Source organism: Corynebacterium meridianum (assembly GCF_016342265.1).
Classification (GTDB): domain Bacteria; phylum Actinomycetota; class Actinomycetes; order Mycobacteriales; family Mycobacteriaceae; genus Corynebacterium; species Corynebacterium meridianum.
This window is the reverse complement of sequence record NZ_JAEIOS010000010.1, coordinates 1-17,418: the sequence shown is the minus strand read 5'-3', so window position 1 is coordinate 17,418 and position 17,418 is coordinate 1. Positions and strand designations below refer to the sequence as shown.

Sequence of the window (17,418 nt, the reverse complement as noted above, 5' to 3'; positions counted from 1 at the left end):
CTGGCCCGGGTATGCCTCCCGGTTTCGGCTGCGGTGACCGGCCCACCGGGCGCGCTTCCGTCAGCTTCCGGCCGGTTGGTGCAGCAGCGCGTGCAGGGCCTCCGCATTTCCCACGGCGTCATCCACCGGATGGTGGGTGTGCGGCGTGCTACGCAGCTTCTTCCACCGGTGGGCGTCGTCGAAGGCCCCGGTCAGTCCGGCGTGGAAATCCCCGATCCGGCGGGCGGAGAACCCTAAGGGGTTGTCCCGGCCGAGGGCGTCGAAGAGCCAAGCGATCCACATGAAGTCGAAGGCGGGGTTGTCGCTGACGAGGGTCGGATGGGCATCTGTACGGGCCACGAGCCACCGCTCGAGCGAGCAGGCGACCGGCAGTGGGTCGATGGTCGGCGCAGTCGGATCAGGAACCGGCACCGGTCCGTCGGTGGGCAGAGTCTCGACGAGGACCGCATGGAAGGTGTCGCGGCATCGATCGATCTCGGGAACGTCCCGGAAGTGGACCACCGCGAACTCCATCATGACACCGGAGAACGGGGTCGCGGAGGTGGCCTCGACATCGACGACGAAGTAACGGCTCATGGGCTCACCGACCGCACGGGGACTACTTCTCCCGCCAGATCCTGAGTCCGGCGCGGATCAACGGGATCTGCAGGGGAATACGAAGGTAGGCGATGGCCTGCAGCCACGGTGCCTTGTTCCGGAAGTCCCACGCCATCTTCATGTTTCCGGGCCAGACCCCCGTCATCAGGACCGCGGTCGCGAGTCCCCCGAGTCGTCGCGTCTTCGGAATCGCGAGGAGGAGAGCTGTGCCGAGTTCGAGGTACCCCGATCCGTATGTCCAGGCGCGGCGGTCGCCGGGCAGCTGCTCGGGAACGAGCCTGTCGAAACCTTCCGGGCGCAGGAAGTGCATGATCCCCGCGAAGCTGAACAGTGCGATCAGGAAACGTCTCATGGGTTCCGAGCCTACCTCCGGTGGTGTTTCGGGGAACCGGGCGAACCCCGGTGGTTCAGCGGATTTCGATACGGTTCGAGATTCCGCCGAGTCCGCTGATCTCCACGGTCACGGTGTCACCGTCCGTGAGCATCTGCCTGGGGGATCGGGCCCAGCCGACCCCTCCGGACGTTCCCGTCGCGATGACGTCACCGGGGTGAAGATCGATGAAGGTGGTGATGAACTGCACCAGGGCCGCCGGATCGAACACCAACTCCCGGATGTTCGCGTGCTGTTTCTCCACGCCGTTGACCCGCGTGACCAGAGTGGCACCGGATGGGTTGAACTCGTCACCGGTGGTGAGCCACGGGCCGAAGCCGGAGGCGGACGCCAGGTTCTTCCCCTGTAACCACTGGGCGGTCCGGTACTGCAGATCCCGCATGGTGAAATCGTCGAACACCGCATACCCGGCGATCGCGGTCTCGGCGGTTGCGGTGTCAGGTGCTTCACCGAGTGGTACATGCCGGCCGATGATGACCGCGAGTTCACCCTCGAAATCAAGGGCTCCGGCGTTCGCTGTGGGGACGATCACCCGATCGAAGGGCCCGGTCAGTGCATCGGGGAACTTCGCGAAGAGCGTGGGGACATCAGGCAGCTCATGTCCCATCTCCGTGATGTGATCGGCGTAATTGAGGCCGGTGCACAGTATCTTTCCGGGGCGCGGGATGACGGGTGCGATGTCGGATCCGGTGATTTCAACCGGTTCCCCGGGTCGCGCGGACGCCAGTTCCCGCCAGTCGTCGTGCCGCAGCAGATCACCGACGTCCCTCACCCCGGCTACCGTGATCGGGTGAATCGAGAAAACCGCGGAGGCGACGTCACCGGAGTCCAGTGCGTCGGTGAGGGTCCTCTCCGCGGTTTCGGGATCGACGACGCGTCCCGGAAGGGTGCCACCGTCAGAGGTACGGAAGGTCAGCAGCTGCATGCGCTGATCCTATAGCATCCGGTTCCGGGTGTCGGGAAGGTCCGTCAGTCGCGCCGACGGCGGATCAGGAATACTCCGCCGAGGACCATCAGGACGAGTGCACCGAGTACGAGCGTCGTGACGTTGGCACCGGTGTTCGCGAGTCCGCGCCCGGTGACGGGCTGTTCGGTCGGCTGCTGTTCGGGCTGTTCGTTGTTGACCTTCCTGCTGATGCCCTTCACAGGGGCCCCGGGAGTGGGCGAGGGCACCGGCGAGGTAGAGCCACCACCGGTGGACGCGGGAACGGTGGGCACGGTGGCGCCGCCGGACGGGGAGCTTGACGCCGCCCAACCGGTGATTCCGATGACTCCGAGCGGGATCAGCAAAAGTACCCACCAGGGGAGGGTGGTGGACGACGCGACCGGGGTTTCGGGGGCGCGGGTGTTCTTCATGATGACGGTCGTGACGGTGTCCCAGGTGTCTCCGGTCTTGACCTCGACGGTGCCGGTGTCGGTGACACGGAAGATGATCGACTCGGCCGGGGTCGGGTAGAGGGTGGTGTCGGGGGTCGCGGTCTCGGTGAGTGTGTAGGTGCCGGGGATGAGCGCGAGGGTTGTCGGTGTGGTGCCGGAGACCCATTCGTGGACGGTCTCTCCGTCGGCGTCGGTGATGGCCAGGTGTGCGCCTTCGAGTTCCTCGCCGCCGGTCGCGTCAACCTTGGAGAACTCGACGTTCGGGATCTCCGGGATCACGCCTTCACTGATGCCGACGAAATCCTGGTAGGGGGCGGTGCTGCCGGGAGGCGTCTGGGTGTCGGGGGTCAGCGCGTAGTAGTGGACCTCGAACTGGGCAGGTGCGGTGAACGTACCGTTTGCCGCCTTCTCGTAGAGTTCATCCCGTAGGGCGCGGATGAGTGCGTCGGCCGCACCCTGCCCCAGCCCGTTCTGTACTACTCCGGATGGGTCGAGGACCGGGAGCCAGTCGATTGTGACTCCGTTGGTTGCGCGCCACACGGCGAGCTGTGTCGCCACCCTCTTCTCTGCGTCGCCGAGCTGCGGATAGTTGTCCAGGACCCCCTCCTTGTTGCGCGGATATCCGGCACGGATGATCAGGCCCACCTTCTGGGAATCCAGGATGTCGGCGGTGTTGCCGAACTCCTGTCCCTCCTGGGAGCGTTTCCGTGCACTGGTGATCGGGGTTTTCTTGTACGTGGGGAGCTTGGTTCCCGGGCTCAGCCGCGGAGCACTGGGGTAGCCGTAGTTGTAGCAGTAGACGGGGAAGGCGGCCTCGGAGCCGTCCGCGACCCGGAGGTTGAACAGGCCGTCGTATGGTCCGTCGGCGTAGGCCTCGTATGTGCGGGTGTCGGTGGGTTCTGCGGCAGCGCCTACGGTGGTGGCCAGGGCCACCACCGTCGACATGATCACCGCCAGTGCCACGAACAGGGCACTGAGGCGTCGGGTGGTTTGTGCCATCCGGATCTCGCTTTCTGTGGTCGCTGAGCTGATCCGGACCATGCGAAGGGCCGCAGACCGGGGTCGGCTCGCTGGGATTGGGCCCGACCGGGAGGAATCGCAAGGGAAGATCTGGGTTAAGTGGATTCTGTCCCGGGGCTGTGTGGATCGTAAAGAAAATAACGATTGAGAAGCAACACGGAAAGCGTTGAAAAACAAAAAGCCGAGAGGTTTAAGAGGGAAACTGCAGGACTATATGTTTGCAAGCAAATAATGATTGTGCCCCCTTTTCTCTGTTTGAGGTTCGGGTGTTTAGCGTTAGCTGTATGTCCGCTGTGAGAGGTCGCCACCCCCGCTATTTCGCTGCCATGTGAAGGTGTAAAACGCTACCCAGTAGCTAATTTATTCAGATTTGCGCCGGACTTTTGCCTTGCGATCCTGTTTTTCGGGGGTGGCTCAGGGGAGTATATTAATGAACTCGTTTTTATTTGAGGGGGGTGGGTAAAGATACTCTCTTAAATAAATATGTGATATGAAGCACACAATTTGTTGGATGTAACCCATGCTGTCAAAATAAATGGAGAACGCTGGAAATTGGCTGTGAGTTCAAATATCGGGAGTATTCTCCGCTGATAAACTACTGGGAGCGTTCTCACCTACTTTGTCCGTAAAGGTAATGGTTCTTTCGGTGGATTGCCTCGGGTTTCTCGACGTGGTGATGATGCGCTGCCGGGCAGAAATCCCGGGATCTGGCCCGTCGTGACCCGGCGACTGATTCAGAACGGCGCAGGAACCTTGACCGCGTGACTGCGGAGCACGGAGGCGGCTGTGGTCGCCCAGGACGCTGCGGCGGCGAGGGCGACGGTTATCAGGCACGTGATGATCCCGCCCCGGTCGGTGGCTGCGCCTGCAATCAGTGCGGGCGCGCTGACCGCGGAGAGCACGAGCATGACCGTCCACAACACCTTCGCCGTGGTTCCCCACAGATGGGCACGACGGCGCAGATCCGAACGGATCATCCCGAACTCGGCGTCCGGGATCGTCTCGTCATCACGCCCGGCGATGTAGTTGTCCAGTGCGGGAAAGTCCCGCAGTGGGGGGCAATCGCACCTGCTCAGCAGCTCGAACTCTGCCACCGTGTCAACGGGCCGGAGCTTTGAGGCGGCGGCCCATGCCCGCTGCGCGGTGCTTCGCGTCCCGATGAGGCTGATGAGCGTAACCAGCACGTGTGAGAGACCGATCGCGAAGACCGCCACGGCGATGTATCCGGTCATCGGAGGACATCCCCGGGCCGGAGAAAGGCGTTGGTGCCGAAGAACAGGCACAGTGCCACCGTCGACAGCAGGCATCCACTGTTCACGCTTGCCCGTAGGCCGTCCGAGAGGCCGTGGATGAGCAGGGCCAGGCCGATCCCCAGGCCGACGCAGCAGAGGAATGTCGCGACGACCCAGTACGTCAGCTGCCGTTGCGCGGTGGGGCGGAGGAGGTGGGGTTCGGTGCCTGACGGCAGGCTCCAGATGCTGAAGAACGCCGCACCGGGACGCGACCAGCGGCGGTGTCCCGGTGGTTCCTGGCGGTGGTTCGCCGGTCGGGGGCGTACGGGGTCTGGGGCGGGGTCAGCGGTGCGCTGTTCGTCCGGCTCCGGGACCGACTCCGGTACGACGGGGCGGTGCGGCATATCGTGCACGGTGGCCCGGTGGGAGTGCACCTTCCGTCGGAACAGCTCGGCGGGCTCCGTGCCCGCCTGGGTGCTGGCGGTGGTACCGGCGGAATTCCCGGAAGATCTCCGCGGGGGCCAGGTCGAGGGCGCCGGGGCCCCTTGACTTATCGCGATGAAGTCGGCGCCGGTGGGTACCCGGAACGACTCGGTGTTCAGCCGGACGACGGGTGCGGGGGAGACGGCGTCGTCATCGCTACGGGCGTGCCGGCCGCGGGGCGTCGTCATCTCGGCTGTCCTCTCTCGTCACCGTCGGGCGCGGGGCTCGGGCCTGTGGACCTTCCCGGTGCCGACTTCGTCTACGGGACACTATAGGGCAGGTCCTCTGGAAAAGCCCGACCCTGAACAGGACTGTGTCCCATCCGGGCCGGGCTGTGAAGAGGCTGGTCAGGGCCTGTATGGCGGTTGGATTGATCAGCCCATTCCGGTGGCCTTCGCCATGTCCGTCCTGATCTGCTCCAACCGCTCCGCAGCGGTCGTACGCGGGATGGCACCGTCGGTTGCGACGGGCAAGACCACCTCGAGGTAGCATTTGAGCTTCGGTTCCGTGCCGGAAGGCCGCACGATGACGCGATCGTCGTCACGGGTGACCAGGAGCATGCCGTCCGTGGCCGGGAGATCCCGGTAGCCATCGAGGAGATCCACGCACTCGACGACGGGGGATCCCGCGAGCTGGCTCGGCGGAGCGGAACGCAGGGTGCGCATGCCCTCCGCGATGAGCGAGGTGTCCGCCACCCGGAAGGTCAGGGGTGCCGTGGCGTGCAGACCGTGCCGCCGGGCGAGATCATCCAGCTCGTCCTGCAGGGACCGCCCAGTGGCCTTCAGCCCGGCGGCCAACGAACACATCGTCACCGCAGCGGTGACACCGTCCTTGTCACGGACTCGGGTGGGGTCGCAGCAGTAGCCGATCGCTTCCTCGTAGCCGAAGATCATGCCCGGGGTCCGGGCGATCCACTTGAACCCGGTCAGAGTCGCCTGGTGTCGCAGACCATGGGCCGCGGCGATTCGCGCGAGCAGGCGTCCCGAGACGATGGAGTTCGCCAGCACCGGAGGCTCGGCGGTGTCACCGTTCTCCCGGTGGGAAGCGAGGAATTCGCCGAGCAGGGCCCCGATCTCGTCGCCGGTGAGCTGACGCCACCCGCCGGGCGCGTCCGAGTCCGGGATGGCGGTGGAGCAGCGGTCGGCGTCGGGGTCGAGGGCGATGATGATGTCGGCGTCTATCTCCCGGGCCAGTTCCATCGACAGATCGAGTGCCCCAGGTTCCTCCGGGTTCGGGAACGCGACGGTGGGGAAGTCGGGGTCCGGCTCTGCCTGGCCGGGAACGAGGTGCACGTCCGTGAACCCGGCCGCTTCCAGGGCGCGGACAGCGGTGTATCCACCGACGCCGTGCATCGGGGTGAGCACCACCCGGAGGCCCGAGCGGGCCGCATCCGTCGCCGGGAATGCCCGACCGATCTCCTCGGCACGGGACAGGTAGGCGTCGAGGACATCGACATGCTCCGACTTCTCCCAGGCCAGAGCGATCTCGTCCGCGGGTGGTGCCGCTGCGATGGCCCCGGCGATTTCGGTGTCCGCCGGGCTGATCAGCTGGACACCTTCCGCGGGCCCCGAGGCGACCCGGCCACCCAGGTACACCTTGTAGCCGTTGTCGTCCGGGGGATTGTGGGACGCGGTGACCATGATTCCCGCATCGGCACCCAGGTGCCGGACCGCGAACGCGGTGATCGGGGTGGGCAGTTGCGCGGGCAGCACCAGTGCGCGTCCCCCCGCCGCGGCGATCACACCCGCCGCGGCCTTCCGGAAGTCCGCGGAACCGTGGCGGGCGTCGCAGCCGATCACGACGGTGGGAGTGTCGTCGACCTGATCGTTCAACCAGGACATCAGCCCGTGGGTCGCGCGGGTGACCACCGCACGGTTCATCCGGGTCTCCCCGGCTCCGACCCTTCCCCGGAGTCCGGCGGTGCCGAACATCAGGGGTCCGGTGAAACGGGACCCCAGCTCGGTCCTGGCGGCGCTGTCCGCGGCGGAGTTCGTCGCCGAGTCGATGAGTTGGTTGAGTTCCTCCCGCGTCGCGGTATCGGGGTCGTGGGACGCCCAGTCGCGGGCACGGTCGATGATGGTCATGCAGATCACGCCTTTCTGGCGGAATGGGGGTTGTTCGTGTCAGTCGGTGAGTCCGTCGAGGACGGCGGCGGAGGAGGACAGTCCGAGACGGGTTGCCCCGGCCTCGACCATCGCGACGGCGTCCTTGGCGTTGCGGATGCCACCGGAGGCCTTGACCCCGAGCCGGCCACCGACGGTGTCGGCCATGAGCTTCACCGCGTGCACGCTGGCGCCGCCCGCCGGGTGGAACCCTGTGGAGGTCTTGACGAAGTCGGCACCGGCGGCCTCGGAGGCACGGCAGGCCGCGACGATCGCGTCGTCGTCGAGTGCGGCGGACTCGATGATGACCTTCAGGACGACCGGTGCGGGACAGGCCTCTCGAACGGCGCGGATCTCGGCCTCGAGGTCGTCGAAGCGCTTCTCCTTCGCCAGTGCGATGTTGATGACCATGTCGACCTCTTCGGCGCCGTCGCTGACTGCGCGGGCGGCCTCCGCCGCCTTGATCTCGGGCTTGACCGCGCCGGAGGGGAATCCGACGACGGTGGCGACATGCAGCCCCTCGGGTACCTCGACGGGCAGCTGGGAGGGGGAGACGCAGACGGAGTAGCAGTTCAGTCGTGCCGCCTCTGCGACGAGGTCTGCGACCTGGACCCCGGTGGCCTCCGGCTTGAGCAGGGTGTGGTCGATGATGCGGGCGATCTCTGCGCGGGTGTGTGCGGTCATGTCTTTCAGGTCTCCTTGGATGGGTCAGTTGATGCGGTCGAGGATGGCGGAATCGCGTGCCGGGACATCGCTTCCTGCCGGTGCGAGACTGTAGCCCCCGTTGAGGGACTCGATGGCGCGATCGAAGCGCTCGGGGGTGTCGGTGTGCAGCGTGAACAGTTTCTGGCCGGCGGTGACAGCGTCCCCGGGGGCGACGTGGATCTCCACGCCGGCACCCGCCTGGACGCTGTCCTCCTTGCGGGCGCGCCCGGCGCCGAGGCGCCAGCTGGCGACACCGACCGGGAGCGCGTCGAGACGCTCCAGGACGCCGTCCCTGTCGGCCGTGACCACGTGGGTGTGGGCGGCCGTGGGCAGCTCCGCGTCCGGATCGCCCCCCTGGGCGCGGATCATCTTCCGCCAGGTGTCCATGGCCCGGCCATCGGTGAGCGCGGCCTCGACGTCGGCGTCCCGGACGCCGGCGGCGTCGAGCATCTCCCGGGCGAGCTCAACGGTGAGCTCGACGACATCCGCGGGTCCGCCGCCGGCGAGAACCTCGAGGGATTCCCGCACCTCAAGGGCGTTGCCCACGGTGCGGCCCAGGGGAGTGGACATGTCGGTGAGCAGGGCGCGGGTATCGACGTCCGCGGCACGGCCCAGTTCGACCATCGTCCGGGCGAGCTCGTGGGCGGTGTCCAGGTCCTTCATGAACGCGCCGTCGCCGACCTTGACGTCGAGGACCAGGGCCGAGGTCCCCTCCGCGATCTTCTTGCTCATGATGGAGCTGGCGATCAGCGGGATCGAGTCGACGGTACCGGTGATGTCGCGCAGTGCGTAGAGCTTGCGGTCTGCCGGGGCGAGGCCGGTTCCGGCGGCGCAGACGATGCAACCCGGATCCCGGAGGATCTCCATCATGCGTTCCGTGGAGATGTCGGCCTGCCATCCGGGGATCGCCTCGAGCTTGTCGAGGGTACCGCCGGTGTGTCCGAGGCCACGGCCGGAGAGCTGCGGTACGGCGACTCCGAACGACGCGACGAGGGGAGCGAGCGGGAGCGTGATCTTGTCGCCCACACCGCCCGTGGAGTGCTTGTCCGTCGTCGGCTTGCCGAGCCCCGAGAAATCCAGTCGCTCGCCGGAGGAGATCATCGCCCGGGTCCACCGGCTGGTCTCCTCGGTGGTCATCCCGTTGAGGAAGATCGCCATCGCGAGCGCTGCCATCTGCTCGTCGCCGACACCACCGTTGGTGTAGGCGTCGATGACCCAGTCGATCTCGGCTCCGCTGAGTTCACCTCCGTCCCGCTTGGTCCGGATGATGTCCACTGTGTCGAATGTCGTTGCCATGTCGTACTCCTTTGTGCTGTCCACGGATGCCGGCCGCGGTGTGACCGGGATCAAATCCGGCAAACCCTTGTGTGGTGGTCCACAGCCCGATTATCATAAGCACATGAACAAATGTCAATGAAAAAGTTGACAACTGTTCATGTGATCTCCGTCCCCGCCCCGAAGGATTCGACATGACCGCCTCCGACGCAGAACTTCTCGACCGCGCCCGCGCTGCAGCCCACAGCGCCTACGCCCCGTACTCCGGTTTTCCGGTGGGGGCGGCCCTCCTCCTCGAGGACGGCCGCATCGTCACCGGCTGCAACGTGGAGAACGCCTCCTACGGTCTGACGATCTGTGCCGAACGTACCGCCGCGGGCCGGATGATCGTCGAGCGGGAGTCCGGGCCTCCCGGGGAACGCCCACACATCGTCGCCGCCGCCGTCGTCGGACTGAAGGCCGCCCCCTGCCATCCCTGCGGCGCGTGCCGGCAGGTGCTCGGCGAATTCAGTTGCGACCGGGTGATCGTCGAAGGTTCCTCCGGCGACCCGGTCAGCATCGCGTTCACCGAACTCCTGCCGCACGCCTTCGGGCCGGACTCCCTCTAGGCGCCTTCCCCGCAAACCTCTCCCCATCAACCACCTCGACCACTAGGAGACCCCATGGACCGCTTCCAGGGACTACTGGGCATCGCTGTCATCTTCGGCCTCGCCATACTCTTCTCCCGACACCGATCCGCCATCAAGTGGCGCACTCTCGGCGTCGGCCTGCTTCTCCAGATCTCTTTCGCACTCCTCGTCCTCAAATGGGACGTCGGCTTCAACGCCCTGAAGTCCGTGGCCCACGGACTCGAGAAGCTCACCGACTTCACCAACGTGGGCACCCAGTTCGTGTTCGGCGGACTGTTCGGCGGCGACAACGGCTTCGTCTTCGCGCTGAATGTCCTGCCGGTCATCATCGTCCTCGGCGCGATAATCGGTTCCCTCTACTACCTCCGGGTGATCCAGTATTTCGTCGACATTCTCGGCGGCGCACTCAAGTGGCTGCTCGGAACATCCAAGGTAGAGAGCGTCTTCGCCTCCACCGTCATCTTCCTCGGCCAGTCCGAAGCCCCACTGGTGGTCGCCCCCTACCTCCCGAAACTGACCCGCAGTGAGCTCTTCGCCTGCATGACCGGCGGATTCGCCTCGGTCGCCGGATCCACGCTCATCGGATACTCGCTCCTCGGCGCACCTCTCGAGTACCTGCTCGCGGCCTCCCTGATGAATGCGCCCGGCTCGCTCATCGTTGCCAAGGCATTCATGCCCGAGACTGAGGAATCCGACCTCGACGCCAGCATCCGGGACGTCCGCGACACCGAATCCAAGAACATCATCGACGCCATCGGCTCCGGGGCGATGGCGGGCGGTAAGATCGCCGTCGCCGTGGGCTGCCTGCTCATCGCCTTCATCGCACTGATCACCATGCTCTCCGCGATGCTCGGCGGAATCGGCGGCTGGTTCGGCCAGGACAACTGGTCGCTGGAGGCGGTGTTCGGGGTGCTCTTCGCACCCGTCGCCTGGCTGATCGGCGTGCCCTGGTCGGAAGCCCTCGATGTGGGCAACTTCATCGGGCAGAAGACCGTGATCAACGAGTTCGTCGGATTCTCCTCCTTCGGTCCCCAGATCGACTCCTTCACCCCGAAGACCGTGATGATCACGACTTTCGCCCTCGCCGGCTTCGCGAACTTCAGCTCCATCGCCATCCAGATCGGCGCGATCGGTGGTCTCGTCCCCGAGCGCCGTGGCGAGGTCGCCAAGCTCGGCCCCTGGGCTCTGCTCGGTGGATTCACCGTCAACATGCTCAACGCCGCCATCGTCGGTGTCGTCGCGCTCTGACCCGGAACACGACGAAGGGCCGGGCCGGAGAGATCGACTCTCCTTCCCGGCCTCACTCATTCATCCACTACCGGGGAAGGGGAAGTCCCGGGATGGTCAGCGGATGGGTCTTGAAGAAGTGCACGATGCCCGCGACGAGCGCGACCAGTGCACCGGTGCCGAGGAGTGCGCTACCGGTGCTGCCGCTGCTCCCGAAGGGCTTCGGTGCGGGCTTGACGGGCTTCGGCTTATCGCCGTCATGCCCGTGATCGTGGTGGAACACCTCGAACGGGGCGTCGGCGTGAGCGTGGCTCTCATCCGGGTAGAACACCACGACGGGAACGTTGACTGTGGTGTTCGCGTCCGATTCCGGTGCGGTGAACGTGACCACGCCCGTCGCGGCGTCGATCTCGGCGTTCCGGGCCTTCTTGCTGAGCTTGAACACCGCGCCCTCGGGTGCGGGCAGGGTCTCGACGGCCTCGGTCGTGGTGTCGTCGAACGTCGGAGCCTTGGACACGGCCTTCTCGCCGGTGTGGGAGTGGGTCGTGGCGTAGTTGACGGTGTACTTCTTCGCGGTGCCGCCGTGGGGGTCGGTCACCACGAAGTACACGGAACCCTCGTCGGTCGACTTGTCGGAGTAGGTCACCGTGACCGGTACAGCGATGACCTTGCCCGCGTCATCGTGGGTGGCGGTGTAGGTGATCGCGCCGGTGGCGGCGTCGATCCTGGCGTTCCTCGGGGCGTCGTTCCCGAGGGCGAAGGTCGTATTCTCCGGGACCGGAGCTTCGTCCAGCTGATCGGTGGTGGTGTCGTCGAACGTCGGAGCCGTGCTGGTGGTGTCCGCGCCGACCTTCGCCCGTGCCTCGCCGAAGAGCGGCTCGTAGCGGTCGGTCAGTGCGGTGTCGGCACCTTCCTCGGCGACGGCGACCGAGGTGGTGATCGGTGCGAGGAGGGCGAGTGCGAGGCCCGCCGCGCACAGCGAGCGGCGGCGACGGTTGGGGGAGGTGTTCACAGAGGGATACTTCCGTTCTTCTCGGTGGATGAGGGACGGACGTAAGCCTACTAATGAAATAAGTTTCCAACAAGACTTCCGGAAAACATTCTCATTTATCGTCAGTTGCCGGGTGACCTGATCCGGTCGAACCCGCGATGTCCAGCACCCGCAGCGCCGTCGGGCGGTCGATCACCAGATGCGTCGCCAGACCCATGTCCAGCGCGGTCGCGATAGCCGTGGTCTTCGCCGCGCCACCCGCGACGAGCAACCGGATCGGCCGGGACGCGAGCTCATCGAGGGTGATACCGACCGTGCGGTCGTCGATGCTCGGCAACGCGACCCCGCCATCGGCGGTGAAGAACCTGGAGCACGCATCACCGGCGGCCCGCTCGAGCAGCGTGTCGACCTCAGCCTCCGAGAGGTACCCGAGATTCAGCAGAAGCGAACCCCTGTGTACGTCACCGACCGTGAACGTGACCAGATCGGTCTCCCGGCCGGCGGCGAGGATCCGGGAGATGTGCCGGTCCCGCTCCACGATCCGCTTCGTCTCCTCGGAATCGAAGATCACCGGCAGGGGCAGCGTCCGGGCGGTCGCGTTGAAGGCGAGGCAGAAGGAGTTGATCGTCTCGAGGTCGAAGGTGGACCGTTCCGAATGCGAGGTTCCGCCCTTCAGCTGCACGATCTCGACGCCACGCCGGTCGGTGTGCTCCAACTGCGCCGAGACCGAGTACATCGTGTCGCCCCAGGAAACCCCCACCTTCATGCCGTCGGTGACGAGCTCCTGCAGTGCGGCTGCGCCGAGTTTCCCCAGTTCGCGGAGCAGATCGGCGTCGGTGTCCCGGGGGAGATGCGCCAGACGGACATCGGCGAGGCCGAACCGGGAGGCGAGCTGCTTCGCCAGGGCGGAGTCGACCTCGCGGGGATCATGGATCTCGATGGTGACGAAACCACGCTGCTTCCCCAACTGGATCAGCTTCGCCGCGGTGGGACGGGACACCCCGAGCTCCGCGGCGACCTCGGCCTGGGACATACCGCGCTCGAAATACAGCTTCACCGCTGTCAGTGCCTGTTCGTCGCGTGCGTCCACGGGAAGCTCCTCGGGGTCAGGTCGGGGTGCAGGGATCATGCTGCATCTTCATCGTAGCCGCCGCGTTTTCCGCATCCCGCACCCAGGTGGCGGCCGGGCTGACGATTCTGCCGCACCGGAGCAGTGGGACGGAATCAGCGCGGGGAGGTCAGCTCCTGCAGCGCCCGACCGAGTGCCTGGATCTGGTGTGCGGTGTGCTCCGCGGTGACGGTGACCCGGAGGATCGCCGCACCCCGGGCGACGGTGGGCCACCGGATGGCTGGCACGAAGAAACCACGGTTCCGCAGCCCCCCGGACATCTCCACGGCACGTACCTCGTCACCGACCGGAACCGGGATGATCGGACTCACCTGCCCCCGAACACCCAGCCACATCGCGCACTCGCGGACGTTGGCGCGGAGCATGTCCACCAACTCCGGTGCCCCGTCGAGGACATCGACCGCGGCCAACACAGCCGCGACGGTCGGTGCAGAAGGTGCCGTGGAGTAGACGAACCCGCGTGCCTGATTGCGCAGCAGCGTGCCGACCGTCGACGAGCACACCACGAAACCGCCCTCGCCCCCCCAGGGCCTTGCTCGCGGTGCCGACGAGGAGATCCGGGCGCACCCCGTGGTGCTCGACGCTGCCGCGTCCCGTCGGGCCCAGCGTGCCCACGCCGTGGGCGTCGTCGATCATCGTCCATGCCCCGTGCCGTTCCGCAACCGCGACGAGACCCGGCAAGTCAGCCAGATCCCCGTCCATCGAGAACACCCCGTCGCTGACCACGAGCGCGTGTGGGGTCGCACACTCGCCGAGCAGGCGGTCCAGGGCGGCGAGGTCGTCGTGCGGGAAAACCCGGACCACCGCCCGCGCCAACCTGCAGCCGTCGATGATGCTCGGGTGATTCAGGGAGTCCGAGTATACCGTCACGTCCGGTCCCGCGATCGTCTGCAGCACCGCCAGATTCGCCTGGTAGCCCGTGGCGAAGAACACCGCGTCCTCGTGCCCGTCGCCGCCGAAAACCTCCGCCAGCCGACGTTCGAGTCCCGTGTGCAGGTCAGTTGTCCCCGTGGTGAGTCTCGAACCGCCGGACCCCGCACCGTAGACCTCGAGCGCGGCACGCGCGGCCCCGGTCACACCGGGGTGTGTGGCCAGCCCCAGGTAGTTGGACGAGGCGAAGAGCAGGAGCCTGCGGCCGTCGATACGCGTGACCGGCTCCTGTGGCCCCGTGAATTCCCGGAGGGTACGGGACAGACCCGCACCCGCCCAGGCGGCGTTCCGGTCCGCGGCGAGATCGTCGAGCGAGCCCACCTAGAAGCCTTCCACCAGCACGACCCGGTTCTCCAGCCATTTGATGCACTCCGCGACGTCCGATGCCGGACCGTCGTACAGGAACACCCTGGTGCCCACCGGTGAGCCGGGCTCCTTCATCGCGGTGATCCGCGTGTACGTGCCCCGGCAGGCGAGATAACCGGTGGTGTAGTCGGGGTCATCGGAGATGCAGACCTCGGCGATGATGTGCGGATACGCCGTGACCTTGATGGCCGGTACCACCGCTTTGCTGTGGTGCGTTGTAGTGGAATTAACAGTAGTGCTGACACGGAGAAATGGCCGGGAACGCTTCGCACCCGGTACGTGCCCCGCCGTGAGCAAAGTGCAATCCAACGGGCCAAATAAGACGACAGAACCCGTTGTTGGTGATCGCATTGACGAATTTACCGAACAATCTCTTCAGCTCCAGCTGACTAAGTTTCAGAAAAGAAGCATCAGCAACCATCAAAAGGTTTTTCTTTCCTAAGAGTTTGCAGATTAAACGTATGGGGCATGCGTTATTATCGATGCCGGGTGGTCACGATTTTGTTGAATCACCCATGTCCGGTTGAGATGCGTTCCGAGAATCAACCGTAGATATGTAACGCAACTCCATCGGTAAATCTCCCATCTCGCAAATGGGTGAAGCGCGGCGTCTTGAATCTATGCTACGGAATTTGGAGATCCTACCGGTGGTAGGTGGAGAAACTGTCAATAAGCGAGGGATAGCTATGGCACAAATAAAGATCAATCTTGGGGGAAGCTGCAAATGCTATTACGAAAGATAATATCATAATGTGTTTCGAATACTAAGTCCACCGTCTTCCTAGCCTGGATATCAATCGCGATAAAGTTGACTAAAATTAGGTGATCTTGCGACAACTAAATTGGATCCATAGAAAAAATAAGAATCGCCTTGGATATTCCGGAAAGTACCACCACTTTCCGTTTAAGCGGTGGTACATTCTACTAACTATTCACATCTCGGTATAGCGGTCAGTTGCCGGTATGGCAGTGGGGGCAAATTACGGTGACCCGATTCCATGATAGTTTCGCCCAGAAAGCCCTTCCACAGCTCCTGCATTTGTGTGGCTCCGTGTACTCACCTGAACGATGGGGGGATGCTACTTCAGCCATGCCTACCTCATTTCTGTGTAACTTAAACCTATGGTAGCACAGTGGCTTTGGTTGTAGATCGAAAGCATCTAGATTCTTGGAAGAGTGACGCATCCGGGGGTATTTCCATTCCGGCATGCACGCCTGAATGGAAATGATTATCAATTCAAAAAAGTCTTTAAAAACTGGCTGGGAATGCCTATGGCACGTGACTGTTCCGTGTTTTGCTTGGGTGATTCGATTTTTGAGGTAGAGGAATGCTGCGGCAAGACGCTTTCCAGAAACCGGAACGACGGTAGACGTCGGGGGAAGGTCAATCCTGATCTATATTAGTGACATCTATGGTGCTAGGGATAAATCCACTATTCTTGAACATCCGGGCTGTTTTCTATGTCGTCACGCCACGGTGCGATAATGGTTGACAGGGACGCCCAAAGCACAGGTGAATTCTCGAGTGCGCTAGTTTCTCTCCATCTGGCTAACTCTTCCAACTGCCAACCCCGGAGAGTTCGTATCGGGTCGTCGCTACGGTGTGCCTTGTCTACGGCGAAGGCCAGGGCTGACGTCGGGAGTGTGTCTTTCGGGAGGGTGGCGTCGAGCGTGTGTAGGAGATAATCGGTCGGTAGTGGCCACCTCGTCGTGGTTACGGTGTCTGCTCCGTTTCTGAGCATCACGATAACGAGGCCGAACGTCTCGGTCGAGCGGAAGTCGATGCCGCCTTCACAGGCTATCAAAGCCACCCGGGGCGGCATTGGCCAGAGTTCGTGACCGGCTGCCTGACCTACTCCGTAGAGGACTCGCGCCTTTTCGTCCTGGCAATCGAGCGTCCCTGATAGCAAATCCATCGCACTGAAGGGCAAGTGTCGATTTCCGTTTATCCTATGCCCGATCGGGCTGGTATATCCCCACGTCTGGGACATTGTGGGATTGTTGTCGTCGTTCCACTCTTCATCGGACAGGTGGAGGCTGGCTGAACCGGGCTCATTCAACGAAGAGGAGACATGCCCGAAGTAGAACAAACGTGATATAGGGTGGTCGCTATCGCACAGGATCTGCGAAAGGTCGCGGCGGGTAAACCGAGAAGATAAAACTGGGGTTTTAGGAATTCTCTTCTTTAGGGTAGCTAAATCATCCGACGAAAGAAAATTATTGAAAGCCCGCTGATAGATTGTCTGAGTGCCAAGTGCTTGATCGAGACCCGACGTATTGGGCAAACGCGGATCAATTATGTGTAGCGCAGGGCAATCCCGAATTTCCGTCCACGTCTTCGGGCGGCAGGGACGATCGACATGGACAACAGACGGGGGATCGTTGATGATGGTCGCTAGTTCAATTAGACGTCTTTCGGCGGATCCGTTGTGGTTCCTGCGCCATAGGAGCTCCCACGGTACCCTGGCAAGGCGTGGACTTGGCGTGATGCGTAATTGCACCTTCCTTTTCTGATGGTACCATTCTAGAAGTTTTAGCCACAGCTCCTCGGGTAACAAGGCCTCGCCGAGCTTTTCCGAGAATCTTGATTCTCGCTCTAAACTCGTAAACAATCCATTGTCGAGCCAGTCGTTATAAGCATCTGCGTGTTGAATGGCGGTGAGCCAGTTGTCCAGTTCATTTACGGTACTTGAGATCGAATCGGAATCTATTATCTGTGCGTGTTGTGTGTACGGAGGTTCCATGACTATCCATGACAAGTAGGTGTCTCCGGCGTCGGCCATCCGAACCAGCACGCTGATGGTCGGTTCGCCGTTGGAATCTGGCGCAGAAGGAGTTTGTTGTGTGGGGGTGTTCATGGTTTTCCGTTCTTGGGGTGGTTGTGTGGTGGGGGTTATGCCGGGGTGAGTTCAGCGGTGAGTTCCGCGAGGAGGGGCCTGGTCGGGTGTTGTGCGGTGTTGTGGG

The 17,418-nt window shown here is 63.8% G+C and carries 16 protein-coding genes and 1 pseudogene; 2 read left to right on the top strand and 15 right to left on the bottom strand.

The window, feature by feature from the left end; genetic code table 11:
- Window positions 1-60: 60 nt before the first annotated feature.
- The 9 genes from JDV75_RS02455 to JDV75_RS02415 all read right to left on the bottom strand — a co-directional run bounded on the left by JDV75_RS02455 (window position 61) and on the right by JDV75_RS02415 (window position 9,203).
- On the bottom strand, window positions 61-576 hold the full coding sequence (locus tag JDV75_RS02455) for a hypothetical protein (RefSeq protein ID WP_198737683.1): 516 nt from the start codon (window positions 574-576) through the stop codon (window positions 61-63).
- A 22-nt stretch (window positions 577-598) separates the two neighbouring features.
- Window positions 599-949: a DoxX family protein gene (locus tag JDV75_RS02450; RefSeq protein WP_198737682.1), complete on the bottom strand. Its 351-nt coding sequence runs from the start codon at window positions 947-949 to the stop codon at window positions 599-601.
- A gap of 55 nt (window positions 950-1,004) precedes the next feature.
- Window positions 1,005-1,913, bottom strand: coding sequence for a fumarylacetoacetate hydrolase family protein (locus JDV75_RS02445; protein ID WP_198737681.1), 909 nt, complete (start codon window positions 1,911-1,913; stop codon window positions 1,005-1,007).
- Window positions 1,914-1,957: 44 nt separating this feature from the next.
- Window positions 1,958-3,364: a SpaA isopeptide-forming pilin-related protein gene (locus JDV75_RS02440; RefSeq protein ID WP_198737680.1), complete on the bottom strand. Its 1,407-nt coding sequence runs from the start codon at window positions 3,362-3,364 to the stop codon at window positions 1,958-1,960.
- 755 nt (window positions 3,365-4,119) lie between these two features.
- Entirely contained in the window at window positions 4,120-4,617 is a 498-nt protein-coding gene (locus JDV75_RS02435; protein WP_198737679.1) for a hypothetical protein, read from the bottom strand.
- The gene (locus JDV75_RS02430) at window positions 4,614-5,288 is read right to left on the bottom strand and encodes a hypothetical protein (protein WP_198737678.1); all 675 of its coding nucleotides are present in this window, start codon (window positions 5,286-5,288) and stop codon (window positions 4,614-4,616) included. The genes JDV75_RS02435 and JDV75_RS02430 overlap by 4 nt, the downstream gene beginning before the upstream one ends.
- Before the next feature lie 186 nt (window positions 5,289-5,474).
- Window positions 5,475-7,184 (bottom strand): phospho-sugar mutase, encoded by a 1,710-nt coding sequence (locus JDV75_RS02425; RefSeq protein ID WP_198737677.1) that lies wholly within the window; start codon window positions 7,182-7,184, stop codon window positions 5,475-5,477.
- A gap of 39 nt (window positions 7,185-7,223) precedes the next feature.
- On the bottom strand, window positions 7,224-7,886 hold the full coding sequence (deoC, locus tag JDV75_RS02420; protein WP_198737676.1) for a deoxyribose-phosphate aldolase: 663 nt from the start codon (window positions 7,884-7,886) through the stop codon (window positions 7,224-7,226).
- A gap of 24 nt (window positions 7,887-7,910) precedes the next feature.
- Window positions 7,911-9,203 (bottom strand): thymidine phosphorylase, encoded by a 1,293-nt coding sequence (locus JDV75_RS02415; protein WP_198737675.1) that lies wholly within the window; start codon window positions 9,201-9,203, stop codon window positions 7,911-7,913.
- A gap of 173 nt (window positions 9,204-9,376) precedes the next feature.
- Here JDV75_RS02415 and JDV75_RS02410 point away from each other — a divergent pair, with 173 nt between their 5' ends.
- Window positions 9,377-9,790 carry a cytidine deaminase gene (locus JDV75_RS02410; RefSeq protein ID WP_198737674.1) on the top strand — a complete coding sequence of 138 codons (414 nt, stop codon included), beginning with the start codon at window positions 9,377-9,379 and terminating at the stop codon, window positions 9,788-9,790.
- Window positions 9,791-9,844: 54 nt separating this feature from the next.
- Window positions 9,845-11,059, top strand: coding sequence for a NupC/NupG family nucleoside CNT transporter (locus tag JDV75_RS02405; RefSeq protein ID WP_198737673.1), 1,215 nt, complete (start codon window positions 9,845-9,847; stop codon window positions 11,057-11,059).
- A gap of 67 nt (window positions 11,060-11,126) precedes the next feature.
- Here JDV75_RS02405 and JDV75_RS02400 read toward each other — a convergent pair whose 3' ends face one another.
- The 6 genes and pseudogenes from JDV75_RS02400 to JDV75_RS02380 all read right to left on the bottom strand — a co-directional run bounded on the left by JDV75_RS02400 (window position 11,127) and on the right by JDV75_RS02380 (window position 17,312).
- Window positions 11,127-12,050 carry a YPDG domain-containing protein gene (locus tag JDV75_RS02400; protein ID WP_198737672.1) on the bottom strand — a complete coding sequence of 308 codons (924 nt, stop codon included), beginning with the start codon at window positions 12,048-12,050 and terminating at the stop codon, window positions 11,127-11,129.
- A gap of 91 nt (window positions 12,051-12,141) precedes the next feature.
- Window positions 12,142-13,158, bottom strand: coding sequence for a sugar-binding transcriptional regulator (locus tag JDV75_RS02395; protein WP_232958123.1), 1,017 nt, complete (start codon window positions 13,156-13,158; stop codon window positions 12,142-12,144).
- 95 nt (window positions 13,159-13,253) lie between these two features.
- Window positions 13,254-13,661 carry an aminotransferase class I/II-fold pyridoxal phosphate-dependent enzyme gene (locus JDV75_RS12090; protein ID WP_336244275.1) on the bottom strand — a complete coding sequence of 136 codons (408 nt, stop codon included), beginning with the start codon at window positions 13,659-13,661 and terminating at the stop codon, window positions 13,254-13,256.
- A gap of 82 nt (window positions 13,662-13,743) precedes the next feature.
- Window positions 13,744-14,235, bottom strand: a pseudogene (locus tag JDV75_RS12085) (aminotransferase class I/II-fold pyridoxal phosphate-dependent enzyme); the annotation flags it as partial.
- A 174-nt stretch (window positions 14,236-14,409) separates the two neighbouring features.
- A complete protein-coding gene (locus tag JDV75_RS11880) occupies window positions 14,410-14,805 on the bottom strand; it encodes a 6-carboxyhexanoate--CoA ligase (protein ID WP_232958122.1) in 396 nt (131 codons plus the stop codon).
- Between the two features lie 1,082 nt (window positions 14,806-15,887).
- Window positions 15,888-17,312 carry a CHAT domain-containing protein gene (locus JDV75_RS02380; RefSeq protein ID WP_198737670.1) on the bottom strand — a complete coding sequence of 475 codons (1,425 nt, stop codon included), beginning with the start codon at window positions 17,310-17,312 and terminating at the stop codon, window positions 15,888-15,890.
- Between the last annotated feature and the right edge of the window lie 106 nt (window positions 17,313-17,418).